Below are 17,628 nucleotides of genomic sequence, written 5' to 3'. Positions count from 1 at the left end.
CTATGATTATCATTTTGATACTGCTTTTGTTTTTGTCATTCTGACAAATAAATTATCATTATGGTAAATTGGAGTTTTACTTAGATAGTTGTTATGGGGTGCAATGAGTGATGGTTATGGACCAGGTAGGAAAAGAGTGGGTTCAGGTAGCTCTGGATATTACTTCCGGTATTTCTCATCAGGACAGATTTGATCGGTTGCTTTCTACGATTAGGAATACATTGAGATGCGACGCTTCTGCTTTGCTGCTCTTTCGCGATCAACAGTTTGTACCTTTGGCGATAAACGGATTGAGTGTTGATGTACTTGGGCGTCGCTTTAACATCGAGCAACACCCAAGACTTGAAGCCATAGCACGGGCTGGTGATATAGTTCGTTTTCCTTCGGATAGCGATTTGCCTGACCCTTATGATGGCCTTATTCCTAATCATGCAGAAGAACTCAAAGTGCACTCCTGTATAGGTCTGCCGCTTTTATTTGATGATCGCCTACTCGGCGCAGTGACCATCGATGCATTTGATTCGACTCAATTTGATAATTTTGAAGATGATGATCTGCGTATTATCAGTGCATTGGCCGCCAGTAGCCTGAATACCGCACTGTTGATGGAGCAATTGGAAAGAACTTCAGGTGTGAATGTTAATCAGACGAGGCCGTCGGGAAAATTTATTCAGCTTGGAGAAATCATTGGCCAGTCTCCGGCCATGCTGGATTTAAAATCACAAATTGATGCCGTTGCCGATACCGATCTTTCCGTACTTATTATGGGAGAAACAGGTGTGGGAAAAGAACTTGTGGCCAACGCACTTCATGCTCAATCCAAACGTTCTGAGAATACACTCGTTTATCTGAATTGTGCTGCGCTTCCGGAGTCTGTTGCTGAAAGTGAATTATTCGGACATGTCAAAGGGGCCTTTACCGGAGCCATTAGTCATCGTAAAGGTAAGTTTGAGCTGGCAGATAAGGGAACGCTTTTTCTGGATGAAATTGGTGAACTGTCACTGCCGTTGCAAGCTAAATTGCTGAGGGCTCTCCAGTATGGCGATATACAACGAGTAGGTGATGATAAAAATATTAAGGTAAACGTGCGCATTATTGCTGCGACCAACCGAGTAATGCACGAAGAAGTAAAAAAAGGGAACTTCAGAGCCGACCTGTATCACCGTTTGAGTGTCTTCCCCATATTTGTTCCGCCATTAAGAGAACGAGATAAAGATATCACTCTGCTCGCTGGTTTTTTTGCCGAGAGATGCGCACATAAGTTCGGTGTCACAAATGTCAGCCTGAGTGGAGCAACATTGAGTCTTCTCCAGACTTACACCTGGCCTGGTAATGTACGTGAACTGGAACATGCGATAAACAGGGCTTCTGTAATAGCAAAGTCTGACAGTCAGTCAGAGCAAATATTATTACTGCCACAGTATTTTTACTTATCTGGGGAAGCAACGTCTCCACAGCCAATTGACTATGAACCAGACACACAGACAGAAAGTGGTATGACCGAATACCGAGAATTGGGACTAAAAGAGGCTGTCGAGCGTTTTCAGACCCAATTTGTACAAAGAGCCTATCTGGAAAACGATAAAAATCTTAGTGCCGCAGCCAAGCAGTTAAAAGTTAATTCTCCCAACTTACATCGATTGATGAAACGCCTGAACCTGAAATAGCAACAAGAGAATTGGATTCTCCAAAAGTTGTCAGCCCTTTTTTCAAATACTCATTATGACAATAATATTGTCATAATGAGTATTTGAAATATGCTCTTTTTGATAATTAGAAATTCTTATTGATGACTAATTGTTGATAAATCAATAAGTTAATCCCATGGCATAATTAATGCTATGTAGTATCCGTCGTCATACAAGCTACTAGGCGCGGATGAACGGCTCTAATAATCATAGAAATTATCTGTTATCCGAAAAGGGTACAGATAATGAACTGGACTTAGTCAGTCAGAAATTACTTTTTGATCGTAATTTCAATTATCGAAAGAGAGATATTATGAACGACCTGCAAAAGGCACTAGTTTCGAATACGGTTCCCGTTTTACGTGAAAGTGGGGTTGCCTTAACTTCGCATTTTTACCATCGCATGCTCACACATAATCCCGAACTAAAACACATTTTCAATCAAGCAAATCAGGCGCAGGGAGCGCAGCAACAAGCATTAGCGATGGCTGTACTTGCATACGCTGACAATATTAACAACCCTTCTGTGTTGCTCCCCGTAGTTGAACGTATCGCACATAAACACACGAGTCTTGGTATCCGTGCTGAACAATATAGTATTGTCGGTAAACACCTGTTAGGTTCGATCAAGGAAGTGTTAGGCGATGCTGCCAGCGATGAACTCATTGATGCATGGGCTGCCGCATATCAACAATTAGCCGATATTTTTATCAGCGTAGAGTCAGGTCTCTACCAAAACTCCGTAGCGAATAATGCTGGCTGGTCAGGCTGGCGACCTTTTAAAGTAACGAAAAAAACACAAGAAAGTAGCGAAATTTCTTCCTTCTATCTGGAGCCCAATGATCAAGGTTCCCTTCCTCATTTTAAGCCTGGTCAATATGTCTCCGTGCGATTATATGTAGAGGATAAGGGCATATATCAACCTCGCCAATACAGTTTATCTCAGGCGCCAGGGAAACAGACGCTACGAATCTCGATAAAAAGAGAATCCGACACTGCTGATAAGCCTCAAGGTGTGATTTCTAACCTGATGCATACACAGGTTGAAGTTGGCGATGTCATTGATGTCTCTGCACCATTTGGGGACTTTGTCTTGGCAGAGCAGTTACCTCGTCCCATTGTAATGATCAGTGGCGGAGTGGGGATCACCCCGATGATGTCGATGAGCGAACATCTTGATCGAATCAACGCCCTATCTCAGGTGCACTTTATACATAGTGCAAAAAATTCACGCGTACACGCATTTAAAGATGTGACGGATGACTTTGCAAGCCGAGGCATGAAAGTGAATTATTTTTACGATGAAAGTGCTAATTTTCAAAGTGATATACAACCAGGGCCGTTTAAGTTAGACGACTTATTGCCTGAGGATCCAACTCGAATGGATTATTACATCTGTGGCCCTCGAGGGTTTATGAAGCGGTATTTTGAAGAACTGCGCGGACTTGGCGTAAAAGAGGAACACATACATGCTGAAACATTCGGGACCGGAGGTTTTTAGTACATTCGATTTTCCAGCCGAGCCTTGGGACGCCGGGGTAATTCCGTATTGATTATAAAGACCCAAGTGACTTCAAGACCTGAGTTTCACTCTTTGAATTTGCTTGGGTATGTACACACGAATAGAGAGAAAAAAAATGGTAAGTTTTGCTGAGCCTGAGAAATTAGCCTTTATATTTGACGGTGAGAACCGACAGCAATGGCAAAATACGGACCATATTCTGGCAACACTGGATATTAAGCAGAATGAGGTGATCGCAGATGTTGGCGCTGGAACGGGTTACTTTTGCCAGCAATTTGTGTCGAGAACCGACGTTGGTCATATATACGCTATCGATCTCGAAGCTAATATGGTTGCTTATTTAGAAAGTAGATTTACCGAAGTGCCTCGAATTAGCTGTCGATCATGCACCGCCGATAATCCTAATATTCCAGAAGGTGTGGACACCGTGTTTCTCGCTAATAGCTATCGATTTATCAGAGATAGAGCGACATTCCTTGCTAAATTGAAAGAACAAATTACACCAGAGGCCCGCGTAGTGATCGTGGATTTTAAAGGCTCAAATGCGCGTGTGACCCCCGAAATGGCGATACAAGAAGTGAAAGATGCTGGGTTTGAAATTGTTAACTTTGATCGAGATGGTTGTCCCGATCATTATATCTTAAGTTCTTGCCTGAAGCCCTGAACTAGCTATCTAATTAAGTATGATGATCGAAGTAGGGATAGGAACACTTTCTCATTTTAATTAATGAATACAAGGAAAAATGAACCAATAAAAATGCTAGGATATTGATTTTTTACTCATAATGGGGAGGCGCAATTTTGTTAGATAATTTTTAAAGACAAAATTTTCTAACTTATTTCTGTCCAAAAACGAGTTTAGAAGGATGGCTTATTGATTGTGCCGCTTGTGTATAGAAGCAAAAAAATGGGGAGCGTGATTGCTCCCCATTGTCATTTTTTATCGTTGCTGGTGGTATTACTTTTCTTTGATTGCGTCACAGCCTTCAGGAACGGTGATGGTCGATACATCCTTGCCTTCCTGTTGCGCCGCTTTCACATCCATTTTGTATTGAGTGCATTTGCCCACACTGGTGTTGACGGCTCCCGAATCTGCGGATGGGGTGGCGCCCAGTGTTCCACCAGCAAACGCGGAAGAGGTTGAGAAAACTAACGCTGCTGTGATGAGTAGAGATGACTTGTTCATAGTTTATCCTTACGAGTTGGTTGAGTGTGTTATTTGGGAATTGGACATTAGAAGGTGTAGACAAAGGTGCCAGCACTGGAGGTGACTTCGATTTCTTTCACGTTGTCTACGGTGCAGTTGTTGCTGTATCCGGTGTAGGTTTGGCCGAACTGCAATGAAACGTTTCTTGAGAGCTCTGAGGCTGTGCCTGCGGGTAATCGGCAGTTGCCACGGTTAATCACCACATCGCTAATTACGGTGCTGTCGGTGATGGCTTGCAGGTCAAAAACCAATGTTCCCCAATGCGAGTTAGTCGATATCGACACTTCAATATCTGCTGTTGCTGCTTGAGTCTCTTCTTGGTCGCCACAAGCGGTGAGTCCGATAAACAGTACGCTCATAGCGGCGTATCGGAGATAGGGTGTTGATTAATGTCATAACGGTGCTCTCCTTATCGGTGAGTAAAATTCAGGATGCACTGACTCCATCGTGTTCACTCATGAACCGCTCAAGATTGAAATCAGTGGGATAGGTAAAAGAAAACGTCGATACACTGGCCTCATCAATCAAAGGCAAGGCGAGGGTGCGTATCGTGTGTTGACCGGATAATCGAAAGAGCAGCAAGAGCGCGTCACACTGAACCGAGAGTCCCAGTGGCTCGATGAGCGCCTTCTCTTGCTGCAATACTTGGCTCGATATCTTGAGCATACGGTTGTGCAGTAATGCCGTGTGTATCGCATTTAACACGTGCCGTTGCTCGTCACTCCACTCGCGAATAGTGGGTAATGCCACATGTACTTTGGCTAACCATGCGTGCTCTTTTGAATGTGCTGAACCCTTTTGTGACAAGGGTTTGTCTCTCTCCGAGGAGGACCCTTGTCCATGATTCAGTGCATCAGGAACCAGCGGTAGTAAGTACTTGTTGGTCAGTTGCCAATAGAGCATTTCCTGCTTGTTGAGCTTCAGTAATTGCTCTGAGGTTTTTCGATAAACATGGGGCATGCTCATCGAATCACACTCGACGTTAAACACGTCCACAATGATGTCATCGAGGTAGCGTTTAATGCTGCGCGTGGTGCGGTGGATATCAAGTAGGGCTAACTGCTGCTGCAACTCCCTAACGGTAATCCATCGATGTTGAGGAATAAGCATCAGCGTGTGCAGCAAAGCGGATAACCCTTCAATGCTGGTTTTATTGCTCATGACTACGCTCTCAATACATCAAAGCTCCACACCGGAGTCGGACATTTAATGTCGGGAGAATAGAGGTGGGTCAGACACATAATGTCCAACGGTGAAAACAGCATCAATCGGCATCACAAAAGCGTGAGCCGATTAACATTAACGAGGCTTATGCTTATCACTGAGCTCGGCAATCGCTGCCAATAACCCAATCAACAGCACCACCAGAAACCCTAAAGTGGATAGGGCTCCAATAGCGCCGAAGAACGGGGAAAGTGAAAACAGCGTAATGAGGGCAGTGACAAGTTTGATGGTTTGTAGAAGAAGGGAAGTCATGAGTTATTGCGGGGTGACGGCTATCTCGTTGTAAGCGTCCGTATCGACATAGGCAAGAAAGTTATTCTCCCATAGTCGATACAGCTCTTTGGCATCATGGCTACCTTGCATTGGTAGCCAGCCACGATAAGCCACAAAGAACTGCCCAACCCGAAAATCAAAATCCAAGTTGCGCTCTAGCTCTGGATAGTAATTCGCCATATAAGCAAAGTCGGTGATGTACTCAATACTCCATTCCCCTGTTGAGGTTTGGCAAATCGCCATCTCAACCGGATGAAAGCCGCCTTCTTCCGCGCTGTAACTTTTATCTCGAAAGTTAAACACCAGATAACGGCTGGTGGTCACTGCTTCATTACTCAGCAAATGAGCGGTGAGCTGCTCACTTAGCAGCTTATGCAGTTTCTTCGACACAGGTAGTGATGATGCTGTGAAGGTTAATTTAGACATAGTGAGTCCTCCTTGTTTCAGGATTCAAATAAGAAATGAGAGAGTGAGAATTTAGTGGAACGTACCGACCATCGTCAGTTGCACGTCATCAAAGACGTTTCTGGAAAGGTGGCGAGCAAAGGCTTTCATCCAGACCGAGAGCAGCTCTTGTACCTCTGGGTGGGATAAATCCGTGCTCCCCACATCGGGTTGATAGCACCAGCGATTAGCAAGGTGAAAGTACAACTCAGGCTCAACAGTTGTGCTGCTGTCATCGGGATAAGAGAAGCTGGCAAAGAACACCACCAGCCAAGGACTTGAGGCTGACTCACGTTTAAGCTGTACTTCAATGGGATGCAAACCTTGTCGATGTCGGTAGTAACTCATTTGGCGACTGTTCAGCACGAGTCGTTCAGCGTTCTCTGGGAGAGTGTACCGATTCAACAGTGCTTCCAGTGACGCATGTAAAGCGTCATCAATAGAAAGCTCACCATAATGTTGCTCAATCATAACCACCCCCTTTCGGCAAATGAGGTGCAGGTATTGCCTGTCACGATATGGTCGAGAACGCGAACATCCACCAGCGCAAGCGCGTCTTTGAGTCTGTCGGTTATGCGTCTATCGGCTTGAGACGGCGTTGAGTCACCGGATGGATGGTTATGGGCAAATATCACCGCTGCGGCATTCACTTCCAGCACCGCTTTCACCACTTCACGTGGGTAGACGCTGGCCGCATCCACCGTTCCGTGAAACAGCTCTTTAAATTCAATCAATCGGTTTTGGTTATCCAGTAGCAATAAGGCAAACACTTCACGCTCATAGCTACCTAGCTTACAGCGCACATATTCTTTGGTGGCATCAGGATTGGTTAGGGCATCACCACGCACGTAGCGCGTAGCCAGTATCTCAGCGGCATGCTCCAGGATTTCATTTTCCTGATAGCGTTGCTGCTTTTGGTAATCGGAAGTTTTGGGATTCATTTCAGGCTCCTGTCGGAATCAATGATGGGTATTCACATTGATGACATATGCCTGAGTTTTTTTTGATTCAACCTGGCGCGACAAGGCTTAACACATCACCGTCTTTTTTTACGCCAGCGCTTTATCCCATGAGATTTTTAAAGCTAAAAGAAGTAATGGAAAAGACTGCACTAAGCCGCTCAGCGATTTACCGCAAGATGAATGACGGAGAGTTCCCGCAATCAGTGAGCTTAGGTGACAGGGCAGTGGCTTGGGTGGAAAGTGAAGTGGAAGATTGGATGGTAGCGTGCTTGACTCAACGATAGTGGTTATTCGAAATTATCTGCTTATATCTTCTGGATCCATGTGCAGTAACATTATTTTTTGTCCACTGGACTTTTCTATACTTAAAAAGTGTTCGCAAATGATTTTGAAAGGATTGGAAATGAAGATTGGCCAACTAGAGCGTGTTGATCTTTGTTGTGCATATATTAATCAACCCACATAGGTAGCCACATAAGTGAGAATGCCAGAGCAACCACACTTTCATAGTTTCTGGCTAATTTTTCGTACCTAGTGGCAACCGCTCAGTATTTCTTGACCTTGAGAAAAGCATTTTCAACCAAATGGCGATATCGATATAAACACCAGTCAATATCGTCATTACCTTGTTTGCTATTGCCTTTTCTTGGTATCACATGTTGAGCATTACGGCTTTTAATAAAATCTCGCAAAGCTTGGCTATCGTAACCTTTATCGGCAACAACGACTTCGGCTTCTGGTGAGCTGAGAATCAAAGATTCGCCATAGCTCACATCATGAGCTTGTCCTCCTGACAATTCAAAATAGACAGGAAGACCTCCACTATCGACTGCGAGATGGATTTTGGTCGAATTACCACCTCGGCTTTTCCCTATGGCTTGCTCTGATGGAGCTTTAACATTGGCTCCATCTTGATGTGTTTTAACAATACAACCATCAATGAATAGCCATTGAGGGTCATTTAAACGGGAAAGAAACTGAAAAATTTCAGTCATTATTCCCTTTTTTGACCATAAATTAAAACGTCTGAACACGGTATTCCAATCCCCCGAATTCTCGCAGCAAATCTCGCCATTGGATCCCAGTTCTCATGCGGAACAAGATACCTTCAAGAGTCATTCGGTGTTCGGGTTTATTATAAATACGTCCAGTTAAGTACATTATTCTTGATAGCAACTTGCAGCTATCATCTGTTAACATTAATCTCGGCATTTGGGGTAGTTGTTATGTTGATTTTTGGCGAAACCATTATAACACCCCCATTTTCTGTTTACTTTTCATACCGCAAAGATCAACACGCTCTAGTTAAAGCACAACTACCCCTGATCTTAAAGTATTGTGATACACAAGATCATGAAGAATTCGTACGATTGTGTAATCCTGAATACTCAAAGAAGCAAATCAATTAACGGGTGATCTATCTCTGGGAGAGGTCGTGAACGTTTTTTAGTCAAAATAACGATCAGCTTGACGGTTATACTCAGTTGTGATCTTGAAGAGGGAGACCATCTACATTGATCATTTCAAAGAACATCGTCACTCGCTTAATGATGAACGGCAGATGCTTTGCATTGTGACCGCTCTTTAAAAATGCATCTCCAACGAGTTGCTATCCATTTATGGCTATTTCGGCCTTTTTGATTTGGCCACTTTGCGTTCTTCTATAATGTGTTTGATTCTATCACGTTGGTGGATATCCCCTTAGCTTGCTATTGAACTCAATGCCACTGCCTGTTCTGTTTCCGTCAATTTAAAGTGAAGAAAAGAGTTCGGTCAAGGCTTGCAGCTCAGCCTCAATCGGTTGAACCACAACGGTAAAATCTCATTTTTAAAAGTTCATTCAATGGCTTTTCTGGTTTTTGTCACTCTGTTACTCTATTATGCTTATCTATGTAGTGCGCTTCTTGTTGATTGTTGATTTAGCGAGATCAGTGAAATCGTTACGTCGTATTCCTTCCTACTTCGCCAGAAATGGCTATAGCCCCTTTGCTTTAGGTGGTTTATGAAAGATAAAAGTAAGTACCGATATAATTTTAAGCGACTGGCTTGCAATAGGTTTATCAAAATAATAGGTAGTGAGAACGATGTTGATGGATGATTTAAACTCTAGTGAATCTTATATTGCCCACCCAGATATCAAGCATGGACATCACCAAAGTGTTTATGATCACTTAACAGCGGTTAGTGAATTAGCTGGTAGGCTTGCTGCAAAAATAGGTTTTGCCGAGCAAGGGCAACTAATTGGCTTAATGCATGACTTTGGTAAATACAGCAGAGCATTTCAAGAGTACATGCGCCTGATTATTACAGAGCAAACGGGCTATAACCCAGATAATGATGAGGTTAGCTCTGAAATCTCAACCAGCAAAAGCTTAAAGGGTAAAATTGACCACTCAAGTGCAGGTGCACAATGGGTTATTAATGCACTCTTACCCCATTTAAATCGGTTACAGCAAGAAGACCAAACTCTTATTCCTTACGGGTTAGCCATTGCTCAAGCATTGAGTATGTGTATTGCGTCACACCACAGCGGGTTGATTGATATCTTGTCAGAAAATGAAAACGTTTTTGCAAACCGGATTAAAAAGCATGATGAATTAACCCATCAAAAAGAGTGCACTAAAAACGCTGATCCTGATTTACTTTCCCAAGCGCAGTCACTCGTAAGCTTTGAATTTCTTTTAGGAAGCAGCTGTAACCTCAAAAGCATGTTTGATCGATACGGACTTTCAGCTATTGAGCATGATTACTACCTTGGTATGTTTACAAGGATGCTGTTTAGTTGCCTGATTGATGCCGACCGAATTGATAGTGCCGACTTTGAACAGCCAAGCAATAAACCTGAGCGTTTTAAGCAACCTAATTGGGCATCTGCTTGCGATAAAATTGAAAGTTTTATTGCACAGATTGAGCCAGTCAATCCCATCGATCATATTCGTGCTGAAATATCAGACAATTGTTTTAATCGCGCACAAGGCGAAACGGGCATCTACAGCTTGACTGTCCCAACGGGTGGCGGAAAAACTTACGCTAGCCTCCGTTTTGCACTGCATCACGCTAAAAAACATAACTTTGATAGAATCATCTACATCATTCCGTTTACCTCAATCATTGAGCAAAATGCTAATGCCATTCGTGAAGTTTTGGGTGAAATAAACACAGATGATTGGGTATTAGAGCACCATTCAAATTTGGAACCAGAGCAACAAACGTGGCGTTCAAAACTGGCATGCGAAAATTGGGATAAGCCCATCGTGCTCACCACCATGGTACAGTTTCTTGAAAGTATGTTTGCAAATGGTACGCGTGGATCAAGGCGGTTACATCAACTTAGTAATGCTATACTGGTGTTTGATGAAATCCAAACACTCCCTATTCGTTGTGTTCATTTATTCAACAACACCATTAACTATTTAACGCGGTTTTGTAACACCACGGCGGTAATGTGTACCGCGACCCAGCCTTTACTCAATCAGTTACCCGAACAAATCAAGCCGTTTGGCGAATTGCAATTACCGCTAGAAAATGAACTAACCCCTAATATTGAAAAGCTTTATCAACAGCTAGAACGAGTGACAATAAAAAACGTCACCAAAAAAGAGGGTTGGAATGAGGTCGAAATCACTGAACTAGTACAACAGCAATTATCAGCGGTACAAAGCTGTTTGGTGATTGTAAATACCAAAGTTTGGGCAAAGAAACTGTTTCAAGCATTGCAAAGTCAAGTTCTGGATGGGACGAAAATATTCCATTTAAGTACGGGCATGTGTTCGGCTCATCGCAAGCAAATTCTAGATGAAGTTAGAGCGCGGTTATCAGGCGGGTTGGCCACTTTATGTATCAGTACTCAGCTTATTGAAGCCGGTGTTGATGTTGATTTTGGCTGCGTTATCCGTTTTGTCGCTGGCCTTGATTCAATCGCTCAAGCTGCTGGGCGTTGTAATCGAAATGGCAAACAAAAAAGGGGGCATGTGTTCGTGCTTAACCCTGTCGAAGAAAATGTCGGTATGCTACACGATATTAAAACAGGCATTGCTGCTTCAAACCGAATATTCACCGAATTTACCGAAGAAGAGCTGCTTAAACCGCAAGCAATGAGTCAATATTTTCAATACTACTTTTATGAGCGCCATAAAGAGATGAGCTATCCGGTTAAGCAAGATCAAAGCTTACTTAACTTGCTAAGTAGTAATCAAAGAAATATCAATAAAACACCGTTTGCTCTGAGACAGTCTTTCATGACCGCCGCGAAACAGTTTAAAGCTATTGATGCACCTGTTCATTCCGTGATCGTGCCATTTAATGAAGAAGCGCAAAGCATAATCACACAATTGTGTGCGCTTGATAAGCGCTTTGATGCGGCAAGTTACCGCGGCTTATTAAAAGCTGCACAAAAGTACAGTGTGAATATTTTCCCTAATGTATGGCAAAAACTCACCGATCAGCAGGCGGTGTACCCAATAGCTCAAGACGAAGCTGTGTTTTATTTAAGTGAAGAATTTTACAGTCAAGATTTTGGTTTGAGCTTAGAAGTAACAAATGTTCAGCAAGATTTAATTTTTTAAATGCAACCATGTTTTTAACAAGGAGAGCCATGTGAAAAACAGTATTAGTTTTAGATTATGGGGCAGGTATGCGTTATTTACTGACCCTATAACGAAAGTGGGAGGTGAAAAGTGTACTTACCACATTCCTACTTACGAGGCGATTAAAGGGATTTTAAAATCCATCTACTGGAAACCAACCCTTATTTGGCATGTTGATAGAGTCAGGGTAATAAAACCACTGCGTACCCAAACGAAAGGAACAAAGCCGTTGAACTGGGGTGGTGGTAATACTTTGGCGTATTACACCTTTTTGCATGATGTTGAATATCAAGTTGAAGCCCATTTTGAGTGGAATGAACATCGCCCTGAATTAGCGAGAGACCGTGTTGACGGTAAGCATTTTGCCATTGCTAACCGCATGTTGGAAAAAGGCGGACGACAAGACATCTTTCTAGGTACCCGTGATTGCCAAGCTTATGTTGAACCTTGTGTTTTTGGGGAGGGCAAAGGGGCTTACGATGATATTGATGAGCTGGGTTTTGGCTTAATGTTCCATAGTTTTGGTTACCCTGATGAAACAGGCAACAACGAACTAATTAGCCGATTCTGGCATGGGGTAATGAAAAACGGCGTCATTGAATATCCTCATGTAACAGCATGCCCAGTAACGCGTCACGTGAGAAAAATGGACGCAAAACGTTTTGAGCTTGAACAAAATCTGCAGGGTGTTGAGCAAACGGAGAGTATCTTATGACTTGGCTAACGACGCTCTATAAAACTTACGATGAGCTTGAAAAACTCAATGATATGCTGCCATTTGAACAGCAAGTGATGCCGATTTGTCATACCCCACAAACAGCACATATTCACATCGTGATTAACAATCAAGGTGCGTTTGTTCGCGCCGAAGTATTAGAAAAAACGGTTTTAGTGCTCCCAGCGACTGAGTCATCAGCGGGTAGAGCAAGTGGGTTAGCACCACATGCATTGGCAGATAAAATTCAATACGTTGCGAAAGATTACGCTGATTACGGTGGTATTAAAAAGTCGGGCTTTGAGTTGTATCAAGCGCAATTAAAAGCTTGGTGTGATTCAGAGCATGGCCACCCAGCAGTGCGTGCTGTCTACCAATACATAGAGAAAGGCACTGTGGTTGCAGACTTGGTCGCTGAAAATGTGCTACATGAACAAGATGGGCACTTGCTGATGAAGTGGCAAGATGACGGTGAAGCTCCTACGTTATTAAAAATCCTGCCGAAAGAAAAAGGGTTGTTTGATCAAGGTTCTGCGCTAGTTTGTTGGAGTGTAGAAACACCTGGTGAACCACAATCAAAAACTTGGCTTGATCCAAGTATCCAGCAAAGCTGGATTGCTTTTGATAGCCAAAATGGTGATAGCATAGCCATGTGCTACGCCACTGGTGAAGAAAAACTGGCTGCGAGCAACCACCCAGCGAAGATACGTCATAGTGGTGATAAAGCTAAATTAATCTCTGCTAACGATAAAAGTGGTTATACCTTTCGAGGTCGTTTTTTATCCAATGAAGAAGCTTGCAATATTAGCTTTGAAGTGACACAAAAAGCGCACAATGCACTGCGTTGTTTGTTAACTAAGCAAAGTGTTTTTAGAAATGGCGATCAAGTTTATTTAGCTTGGGCGGTATCAGGTAAAGAAGTTCCAAAGCCTACCGAACTAGACTTCAGTGACTTTGCCAGTTTGTTAGAAGAAAAAGATAGCGTAGATCATACACAGGATTTAGGTCGAGCTTACGCTAATCAATTAAAGCGTTACTTTAACGGTATAAAAACGAAAAACCAGTTGGATGACAATGAGCAAATTGCACTGCTCGGGCTAGATTCTGCGACGCCCGGACGAATGGGTATTTTGTATTACCGTGAAACTATAGCCAAAGAGTTTTTAGCGCGATTAGAGCAGTGGCAGCTCGATCTGGGTTGGCAGCAGCGAGTCAAAATAAACGAACAGTGGCAATGGGTTTATAGTGCCCCGAGCTTATTTCGAATGCTTGATGGTGTATATGGTGATGTACTTAAATCTGCGGACACCTTAAAGAAAAACCTCATTACCCGTTTATACCCCTGTATCGTTGAGGGTAAACCCATTCCTCAAGACATCATGCACAGTGCGTTTCACCGTGCAATTAACCGCGTTGCCTATAAATCCGATCAAACTTGGCTTTGGTTGCAAAATTTAGGTATTGCCTGCTCACTGATCAAAGGTTTTTACATCCGAACAACCCATTCAACTATTCAAAAGGAATACCTAATGGCATTACAACAAGATAATGCCAGTCGCGACTATTTGTTTGGTCGTTTACTGGCGGTGGCTAACAAGATTGAAAAAGTGGCGCTCTCAAGTAGTGAAGCAAATCGTTTAACCACGGCAGAGCGTTTTATGACGCAATTTGTGAATAGACCCGCTTCAACGTGGCTAAACATCAGCAATGCCTTAGTACCCTATCAGCAAAGACTGTTTAATAACTACCAAGGATACGACAACGCAACAAAAGCACTGCTTATGCAAATAACCGATAGGTTTAATCCTGCCGACTTTACCTCAAACCAAAAACTGACCCCTGAATTTTTGCTTGGTTTTCACAACCAAATGATGTGGCTAGAAACCCATAAAGTAGAAAAAGGTCAATGGGTTAAGAAAGTAAATGACGAACAAGTTCAAGAAAATTTAGAAGAAACAGTTTAAGAAAAGGAATATCACTATGACTTTACAAAATAAAATCGACTTTGCATTAATTTTTAACGTATTAAACGCTAACCCAAATGGTGACCCTCTTAATGGCAACCGCCCGCGCACCGATTACGAGGGCTTTGGTGAAATTACCGATGTTTGTTTAAAGCGCAAAATCCGTGATCGTTTACAAGAAGCGGGAGAAAGCATTTTTGTTCAATCGGATGAAAGGAAAACCGATGGCATGACAAGCTTACGCAACCGAGCAGAATCAGACGAGGTTGGTATAGGAAAAGAGGCATTCAACAGTAAAAAAACGGCACCAAGTCAAGCCGCAAAATTATGTTGTGAAAAATGGCTCGATGTACGTGCATTTGGTCAAGTTTTTGCGTTTAAAGGAACAGGTTCGGATGGTGTGTCTATTCCAATCCGTGGGCCTGTTACGATTCAAAGCGCGTTTAGTATCGAGCCAGTGAGTATTACTAGCACACAAATTACCAAGAGCGTGAGTGGCGAAGGTGATGGCACCAAAAAATCATCAGACACCATGGGGATGAAGCATCGTGTAGATAAAGCCACCTATGTTGCTTTCGGTGCCATGACCCCTCAGCTGGCTGAGAAAACAGGCTTCAGTGATGAAGATGCAGAAAAAATCAAAGCGGTATTAGTCAAACTCTTTGAAGGTGATGCATCATCAGCGCGTCCCGAAGGTTCTATGGGTATTTCACATATTATATGGTGGAAGCATGGCTCTAAGTCTGGTCAGTATTCTTCAGCAAAAGTGCATCAAACGCTAAGAGCTCATATTGAACAAGGTTTACCGCTTGAAACGACGCCGTTGAACGATTCACTGGTAAGCGCTTTACAAGGTCTAGAGCCAGAAGTGATCGAGGGTTTCTAATGATTGATGCTCGCCTAATCAACATCTCCGCTCTACAACACTTTGCTTTTTGTCAGCGCCAATGCGCGCTGATCCACTTAGAGCAAGTGTGGCAAGAAAACTACCTAACGGCACACGGGCGGCAGTTACATGTGCGTGTGGATAATGGCGAGCCAGAAACTCGTAAAGGGGTGCGTTTTGAACGTGGCGTAGTGGTAACTGCGCCACAATTAGGCGTAACAGGAAAATTAGACTTATTAGAGCATCATAAACTCAGTAACCAATTTGTTCCCGTTGAATATAAACGAGGGAAACCAAAAGCCAGCGATATCGACAAAGTACAGCTGTGCGCGCAAGCCTTATGCATCGAAGAAATGCTATCTGTTGAGGTTACCAGTGGCGCACTTTGGTATTGGCAAACGCGTAAACGCATTGAAATTGAATTCGATAACTCACTGCGAACGCAAACTAAAACCTTGATTACCCGAATACAACAGTTGTTTGCAAACGGAAAAACACCACCGCCAACCAAAGGTAAACACTGTAAGGCATGCTCTTTAATTGAGATCTGTCAGCCAGATTTAATCAACAAAGATGGTTCAAGCGGTTACGTAGCCGGATTGTTTAATACGGAGGCGGAATGAAAAAACTGCAAAACTCACTTTATATCACCAAAGATGGCGTCTATTTACATAAGCAACGCGAAACTTTGTTGATTGAACAAAAAGTCGAGGGTGAAAAGCAAAAACTGATGCAGCTTCCTATTCATTCGATTGGTAGCATCTTTTGTTTTGGCAATATTATGGTTTCGCCGCAGTTACTTGGCTTTTGTGGTGAAAATGGTACACACCTCGCTTTTTTTGATATGCATGGCCGTTTTCTCGCCAATGTGGTTGGCAAACAAACGGGTAATGTATTGCTGCGTAGGCAGCAGTTTAGTGTTCAGGAGCAAGCCGCAAACGAGCTTGCCAAGCATATTGTCGCCGCAAAAATACGTTCATCTCGTATGTTGCTTTTACGCTTTAGACGCAATCACAGCAGTACGCCACAGTTAGAAAAAGCCATTGAGCGTTTAAAGCAAATTATTGAGCAACTCAAAGGAGTGACTAGTTACTACATCATTTTAGGGCTAGAAGGAGAGGCCGCATCACATTACTTTTCCGCGTTTGCCGACATGTTTAAAGGCAATGAAAGCAAACAGTTGTTTGATAAGCGTACTCGAAGGCCGCCTAAAGATCCTGTTAATGCGGTTATTTCTCTGCTTTACTCTGTATTAGGGCAAGAGATCAGCGGGGCATTACAAGGAGTTGGCTTAGATCCTCAGGTCGGTTTTTTACACAAAGAGCGTCCGGGCAGAAATAGCCTCGCCCTCGATCTTTTAGAAGAGTTTAGAGCTTACATTGTCGATAGTATTACCTTAAAACTCTTTAATAATAAAAGCCTCACCACGAAAGACTTTGAGACAGATTGTCTTGGTGGAGTCACCATAAAAGACGACGCGCGTAAGCTGGTTTTTCAGGCTTACCAAGCTAAAAAACAAGAAGAAGTCATACACCCTTTTTTGCAAGAAAGGGTGCAAATTGGGTTATTACCGCATGTCCAAGCCATGTTACTAGCCCGGCATTTACGTGGTGATTTAGCCCACTATCCGCCATTTGTGATCAAAAAATAAGGAGCGAGCCATGATGGTTTTGGTCACCTACGATGTATCCTTCGCCAGTGATGATGGGCAAAAACGCCTCAGGCAGTTAGCAAAAGTCTGCTTAGACTATGGTATGAGAGTGCAATATTCAGTGTTTGAATGTGAAATAGACTCAACACAATGGTTAGAATTTAAAGATAAACTTTTATCTATTTATGATCCTGAAGTCGACAGTTTGCGTTTTTATAAGCTTGGTAAAAACTGGCAAAACAAAGTAGAGCACCATGGCGCGAAAGAAGCGATAGATATATTCAGAGATACCCTGATTTTATAATCGCTAGCCTTGGGTTCTCAGTAAAACACTGGGGATCTAGCGATTACATAAGCTCTTTAAAAATATAGGAAATAATTATTTGTATAGATTCACACAAAATAGTTTTCTTCTACCGCGTAAAGTTAGCGGCAAACAATGATATGTGTTAGTTTATACGTGCCTTCCACAGTAGGCAGTCGCGCCTCCCGCAGGCGCGTGGATT

Annotated in this window: 18 protein-coding genes, 1 pseudogene and 1 CRISPR repeat array (1 of these 20 running past the window's edge); of the genes and pseudogenes, 11 read left to right on the top strand and 8 right to left on the bottom strand. The window is 42.9% G+C overall.

All coding sequences use genetic code 11. The features are described from left to right. The first annotated feature begins 116 nt into the window (after positions 1-116). From norR to EAE30_RS13865, 3 genes are all read left to right on the top strand, one after another. Positions 117-1,667 carry a nitric oxide reductase transcriptional regulator NorR gene (norR, locus tag EAE30_RS13875; RefSeq protein ID WP_164711868.1) on the top strand — a complete coding sequence of 517 codons (1,551 nt, stop codon included), beginning with the start codon at positions 117-119 and terminating at the stop codon, positions 1,665-1,667. 211 nt (positions 1,668-1,878) lie between these two features. Continuing rightward, positions 1,879-3,189, top strand: a complete 1,311-nt coding sequence (gene hmpA, locus EAE30_RS13870; protein WP_199287055.1) for an NO-inducible flavohemoprotein — start codon at positions 1,879-1,881, stop codon at positions 3,187-3,189. A gap of 136 nt (positions 3,190-3,325) precedes the next feature. Further along, positions 3,326-3,874, top strand: coding sequence for a class I SAM-dependent methyltransferase (locus EAE30_RS13865; RefSeq protein WP_199287054.1), 549 nt, complete (start codon positions 3,326-3,328; stop codon positions 3,872-3,874). Between the two features lie 294 nt (positions 3,875-4,168). Here the strand turns inward: EAE30_RS13865 and EAE30_RS13855 are convergent, their stop codons facing one another. The 7 genes from EAE30_RS13855 to radC all read right to left on the bottom strand — a co-directional run bounded on the left by EAE30_RS13855 (position 4,169) and on the right by radC (position 7,299). Next, the gene (locus EAE30_RS13855) at positions 4,169-4,396 is read right to left on the bottom strand and encodes a hypothetical protein (protein WP_123016455.1); all 228 of its coding nucleotides are present in this window, start codon (positions 4,394-4,396) and stop codon (positions 4,169-4,171) included. A gap of 47 nt (positions 4,397-4,443) precedes the next feature. Continuing rightward, positions 4,444-4,776, bottom strand: coding sequence for a hypothetical protein (locus EAE30_RS13850; protein ID WP_123016454.1), 333 nt, complete (start codon positions 4,774-4,776; stop codon positions 4,444-4,446). Between the two features lie 67 nt (positions 4,777-4,843). Beyond that, positions 4,844-5,578, bottom strand: a complete 735-nt coding sequence (locus EAE30_RS13845) for a WYL domain-containing protein (RefSeq protein WP_123016453.1) — start codon at positions 5,576-5,578, stop codon at positions 4,844-4,846. Positions 5,579-5,716: 138 nt separating this feature from the next. Next, positions 5,717-5,893, bottom strand: coding sequence for a hypothetical protein (locus EAE30_RS13840; protein WP_004724457.1), 177 nt, complete (start codon positions 5,891-5,893; stop codon positions 5,717-5,719). A 3-nt stretch (positions 5,894-5,896) separates the two neighbouring features. Further along, a complete protein-coding gene (locus EAE30_RS13835) occupies positions 5,897-6,340 on the bottom strand; it encodes a DUF2787 domain-containing protein (RefSeq protein ID WP_123016452.1) in 444 nt (147 codons plus the stop codon). 51 nt (positions 6,341-6,391) lie between these two features. Then, on the bottom strand, positions 6,392-6,829 hold the full coding sequence (locus EAE30_RS13830) for a DUF2787 domain-containing protein (RefSeq protein ID WP_164711867.1): 438 nt from the start codon (positions 6,827-6,829) through the stop codon (positions 6,392-6,394). Continuing rightward, complete coding sequence (radC, locus tag EAE30_RS13825) at positions 6,826-7,299, bottom strand: RadC family protein (protein WP_123016450.1); 474 nt, start codon at positions 7,297-7,299, stop codon at positions 6,826-6,828. The genes EAE30_RS13830 and radC overlap by 4 nt, the downstream gene beginning before the upstream one ends. A 128-nt stretch (positions 7,300-7,427) precedes the next feature. Between radC and EAE30_RS13820 the strand changes: the two genes are divergently transcribed. After that, positions 7,428-7,604 (top strand): AlpA family transcriptional regulator, encoded by a 177-nt coding sequence (locus tag EAE30_RS13820; protein ID WP_123017385.1) that lies wholly within the window; start codon positions 7,428-7,430, stop codon positions 7,602-7,604. 165 nt (positions 7,605-7,769) lie between these two features. Here the strand turns inward: EAE30_RS13820 and EAE30_RS13815 are convergent. Continuing rightward, positions 7,770-8,532: pseudogene (locus tag EAE30_RS13815) on the bottom strand (IS5 family transposase). 872 nt (positions 8,533-9,404) lie between these two features. On the opposite strand from EAE30_RS13815, the gene cas3 reads away from it, so the two are divergent. The 7 genes from cas3 to cas2 are packed head-to-tail and all read left to right on the top strand — an operon-like array spanning position 9,405 to position 17,426. Then, a complete protein-coding gene (gene cas3 / locus EAE30_RS13805; protein WP_241967665.1) occupies positions 9,405-11,885 on the top strand; it encodes a CRISPR-associated helicase Cas3' in 2,481 nt (826 codons plus the stop codon). Positions 11,886-11,916: 31 nt separating this feature from the next. Beyond that, positions 11,917-12,621 (top strand): type I-C CRISPR-associated protein Cas5c, encoded by a 705-nt coding sequence (cas5c, locus tag EAE30_RS13800; protein WP_123016448.1) that lies wholly within the window; start codon positions 11,917-11,919, stop codon positions 12,619-12,621. Next, the gene (gene cas8c, locus EAE30_RS13795) at positions 12,618-14,585 is read left to right on the top strand and encodes a type I-C CRISPR-associated protein Cas8c/Csd1 (RefSeq protein WP_123016447.1); all 1,968 of its coding nucleotides are present in this window, start codon (positions 12,618-12,620) and stop codon (positions 14,583-14,585) included. The genes cas5c and cas8c overlap by 4 nt, the downstream gene beginning before the upstream one ends. Positions 14,586-14,601: 16 nt before the next feature. Then, positions 14,602-15,471: a type I-C CRISPR-associated protein Cas7/Csd2 gene (cas7c, locus tag EAE30_RS13790; RefSeq protein WP_123016446.1), complete on the top strand. Its 870-nt coding sequence runs from the start codon at positions 14,602-14,604 to the stop codon at positions 15,469-15,471. After that, positions 15,471-16,094 carry a CRISPR-associated protein Cas4 gene (gene cas4 / locus EAE30_RS13785; protein WP_123016445.1) on the top strand — a complete coding sequence of 208 codons (624 nt, stop codon included), beginning with the start codon at positions 15,471-15,473 and terminating at the stop codon, positions 16,092-16,094. The genes cas7c and cas4 overlap by 1 nt, the downstream gene beginning before the upstream one ends. Next, positions 16,091-17,122, top strand: coding sequence for a type I-C CRISPR-associated endonuclease Cas1c (gene cas1c, locus EAE30_RS13780; RefSeq protein WP_123016444.1), 1,032 nt, complete (start codon positions 16,091-16,093; stop codon positions 17,120-17,122). Before cas4 ends, cas1c begins: the two co-directional genes overlap by 4 nt. A 10-nt stretch (positions 17,123-17,132) precedes the next feature. Then, on the top strand, positions 17,133-17,426 hold the full coding sequence (gene cas2, locus EAE30_RS13775; protein ID WP_099612541.1) for a CRISPR-associated endonuclease Cas2: 294 nt from the start codon (positions 17,133-17,135) through the stop codon (positions 17,424-17,426). Positions 17,427-17,601: 175 nt separating this feature from the next. Further along, a CRISPR array of direct repeats spans positions 17,602-17,628; the repeat unit is 32 nt (it continues 1,914 nt past the right edge of the window).

This window comes from Vibrio zhugei, from assembly GCF_003716875.1.
GTDB lineage: Bacteria > Pseudomonadota > Gammaproteobacteria > Enterobacterales > Vibrionaceae > Vibrio > Vibrio zhugei.
Note: the sequence above shows the minus strand (reverse complement) of the source record. Positions and strands in the feature narration are given on the sequence as shown.

What these genes read in the sequence shown, in the direction of transcription:
- norR (WP_164711868.1), top strand. Translation starts at nt 117, where the DNA reads ATGGACCAGGTAGGAAAAGAGTGGGTTCAGGTAGCTCTGGATATTACT.
- hmpA (WP_199287055.1), top strand. Translation starts at nt 1,879, where the DNA reads ATGAACGGCTCTAATAATCATAGAAATTATCTGTTATCCGAAAAGGGT.
- EAE30_RS13865 (WP_199287054.1), top strand. Translation starts at nt 3,326, where the DNA reads ATGGTAAGTTTTGCTGAGCCTGAGAAATTAGCCTTTATATTTGACGGT.
- EAE30_RS13855 (WP_123016455.1), bottom strand. Translation starts at nt 4,396, where the DNA reads ATGAACAAGTCATCTCTACTCATCACAGCAGCGTTAGTTTTCTCAACC.
- EAE30_RS13850 (WP_123016454.1), bottom strand. Translation starts at nt 4,776, where the DNA reads ATGAGCGTACTGTTTATCGGACTCACCGCTTGTGGCGACCAAGAAGAG.
- EAE30_RS13845 (WP_123016453.1), bottom strand. Translation starts at nt 5,578, where the DNA reads ATGAGCAATAAAACCAGCATTGAAGGGTTATCCGCTTTGCTGCACACG.
- EAE30_RS13840 (WP_004724457.1), bottom strand. Translation starts at nt 5,893, where the DNA reads ATGACTTCCCTTCTTCTACAAACCATCAAACTTGTCACTGCCCTCATT.
- EAE30_RS13835 (WP_123016452.1), bottom strand. Translation starts at nt 6,340, where the DNA reads ATGTCTAAATTAACCTTCACAGCATCATCACTACCTGTGTCGAAGAAA.
- EAE30_RS13830 (WP_164711867.1), bottom strand. Translation starts at nt 6,829, where the DNA reads ATGATTGAGCAACATTATGGTGAGCTTTCTATTGATGACGCTTTACAT.
- radC (WP_123016450.1), bottom strand. Translation starts at nt 7,299, where the DNA reads ATGAATCCCAAAACTTCCGATTACCAAAAGCAGCAACGCTATCAGGAA.
- EAE30_RS13820 (WP_123017385.1), top strand. Translation starts at nt 7,428, where the DNA reads ATGAGATTTTTAAAGCTAAAAGAAGTAATGGAAAAGACTGCACTAAGC.
- cas3 (WP_241967665.1), top strand. Translation starts at nt 9,405, where the DNA reads ATGTTGATGGATGATTTAAACTCTAGTGAATCTTATATTGCCCACCCA.
- cas8c (WP_123016447.1), top strand. Translation starts at nt 12,618, where the DNA reads ATGACTTGGCTAACGACGCTCTATAAAACTTACGATGAGCTTGAAAAA.
- cas7c (WP_123016446.1), top strand. Translation starts at nt 14,602, where the DNA reads ATGACTTTACAAAATAAAATCGACTTTGCATTAATTTTTAACGTATTA.
- cas4 (WP_123016445.1), top strand. Translation starts at nt 15,471, where the DNA reads ATGATTGATGCTCGCCTAATCAACATCTCCGCTCTACAACACTTTGCT.
- cas1c (WP_123016444.1), top strand. Translation starts at nt 16,091, where the DNA reads ATGAAAAAACTGCAAAACTCACTTTATATCACCAAAGATGGCGTCTAT.
- cas2 (WP_099612541.1), top strand. Translation starts at nt 17,133, where the DNA reads ATGATGGTTTTGGTCACCTACGATGTATCCTTCGCCAGTGATGATGGG.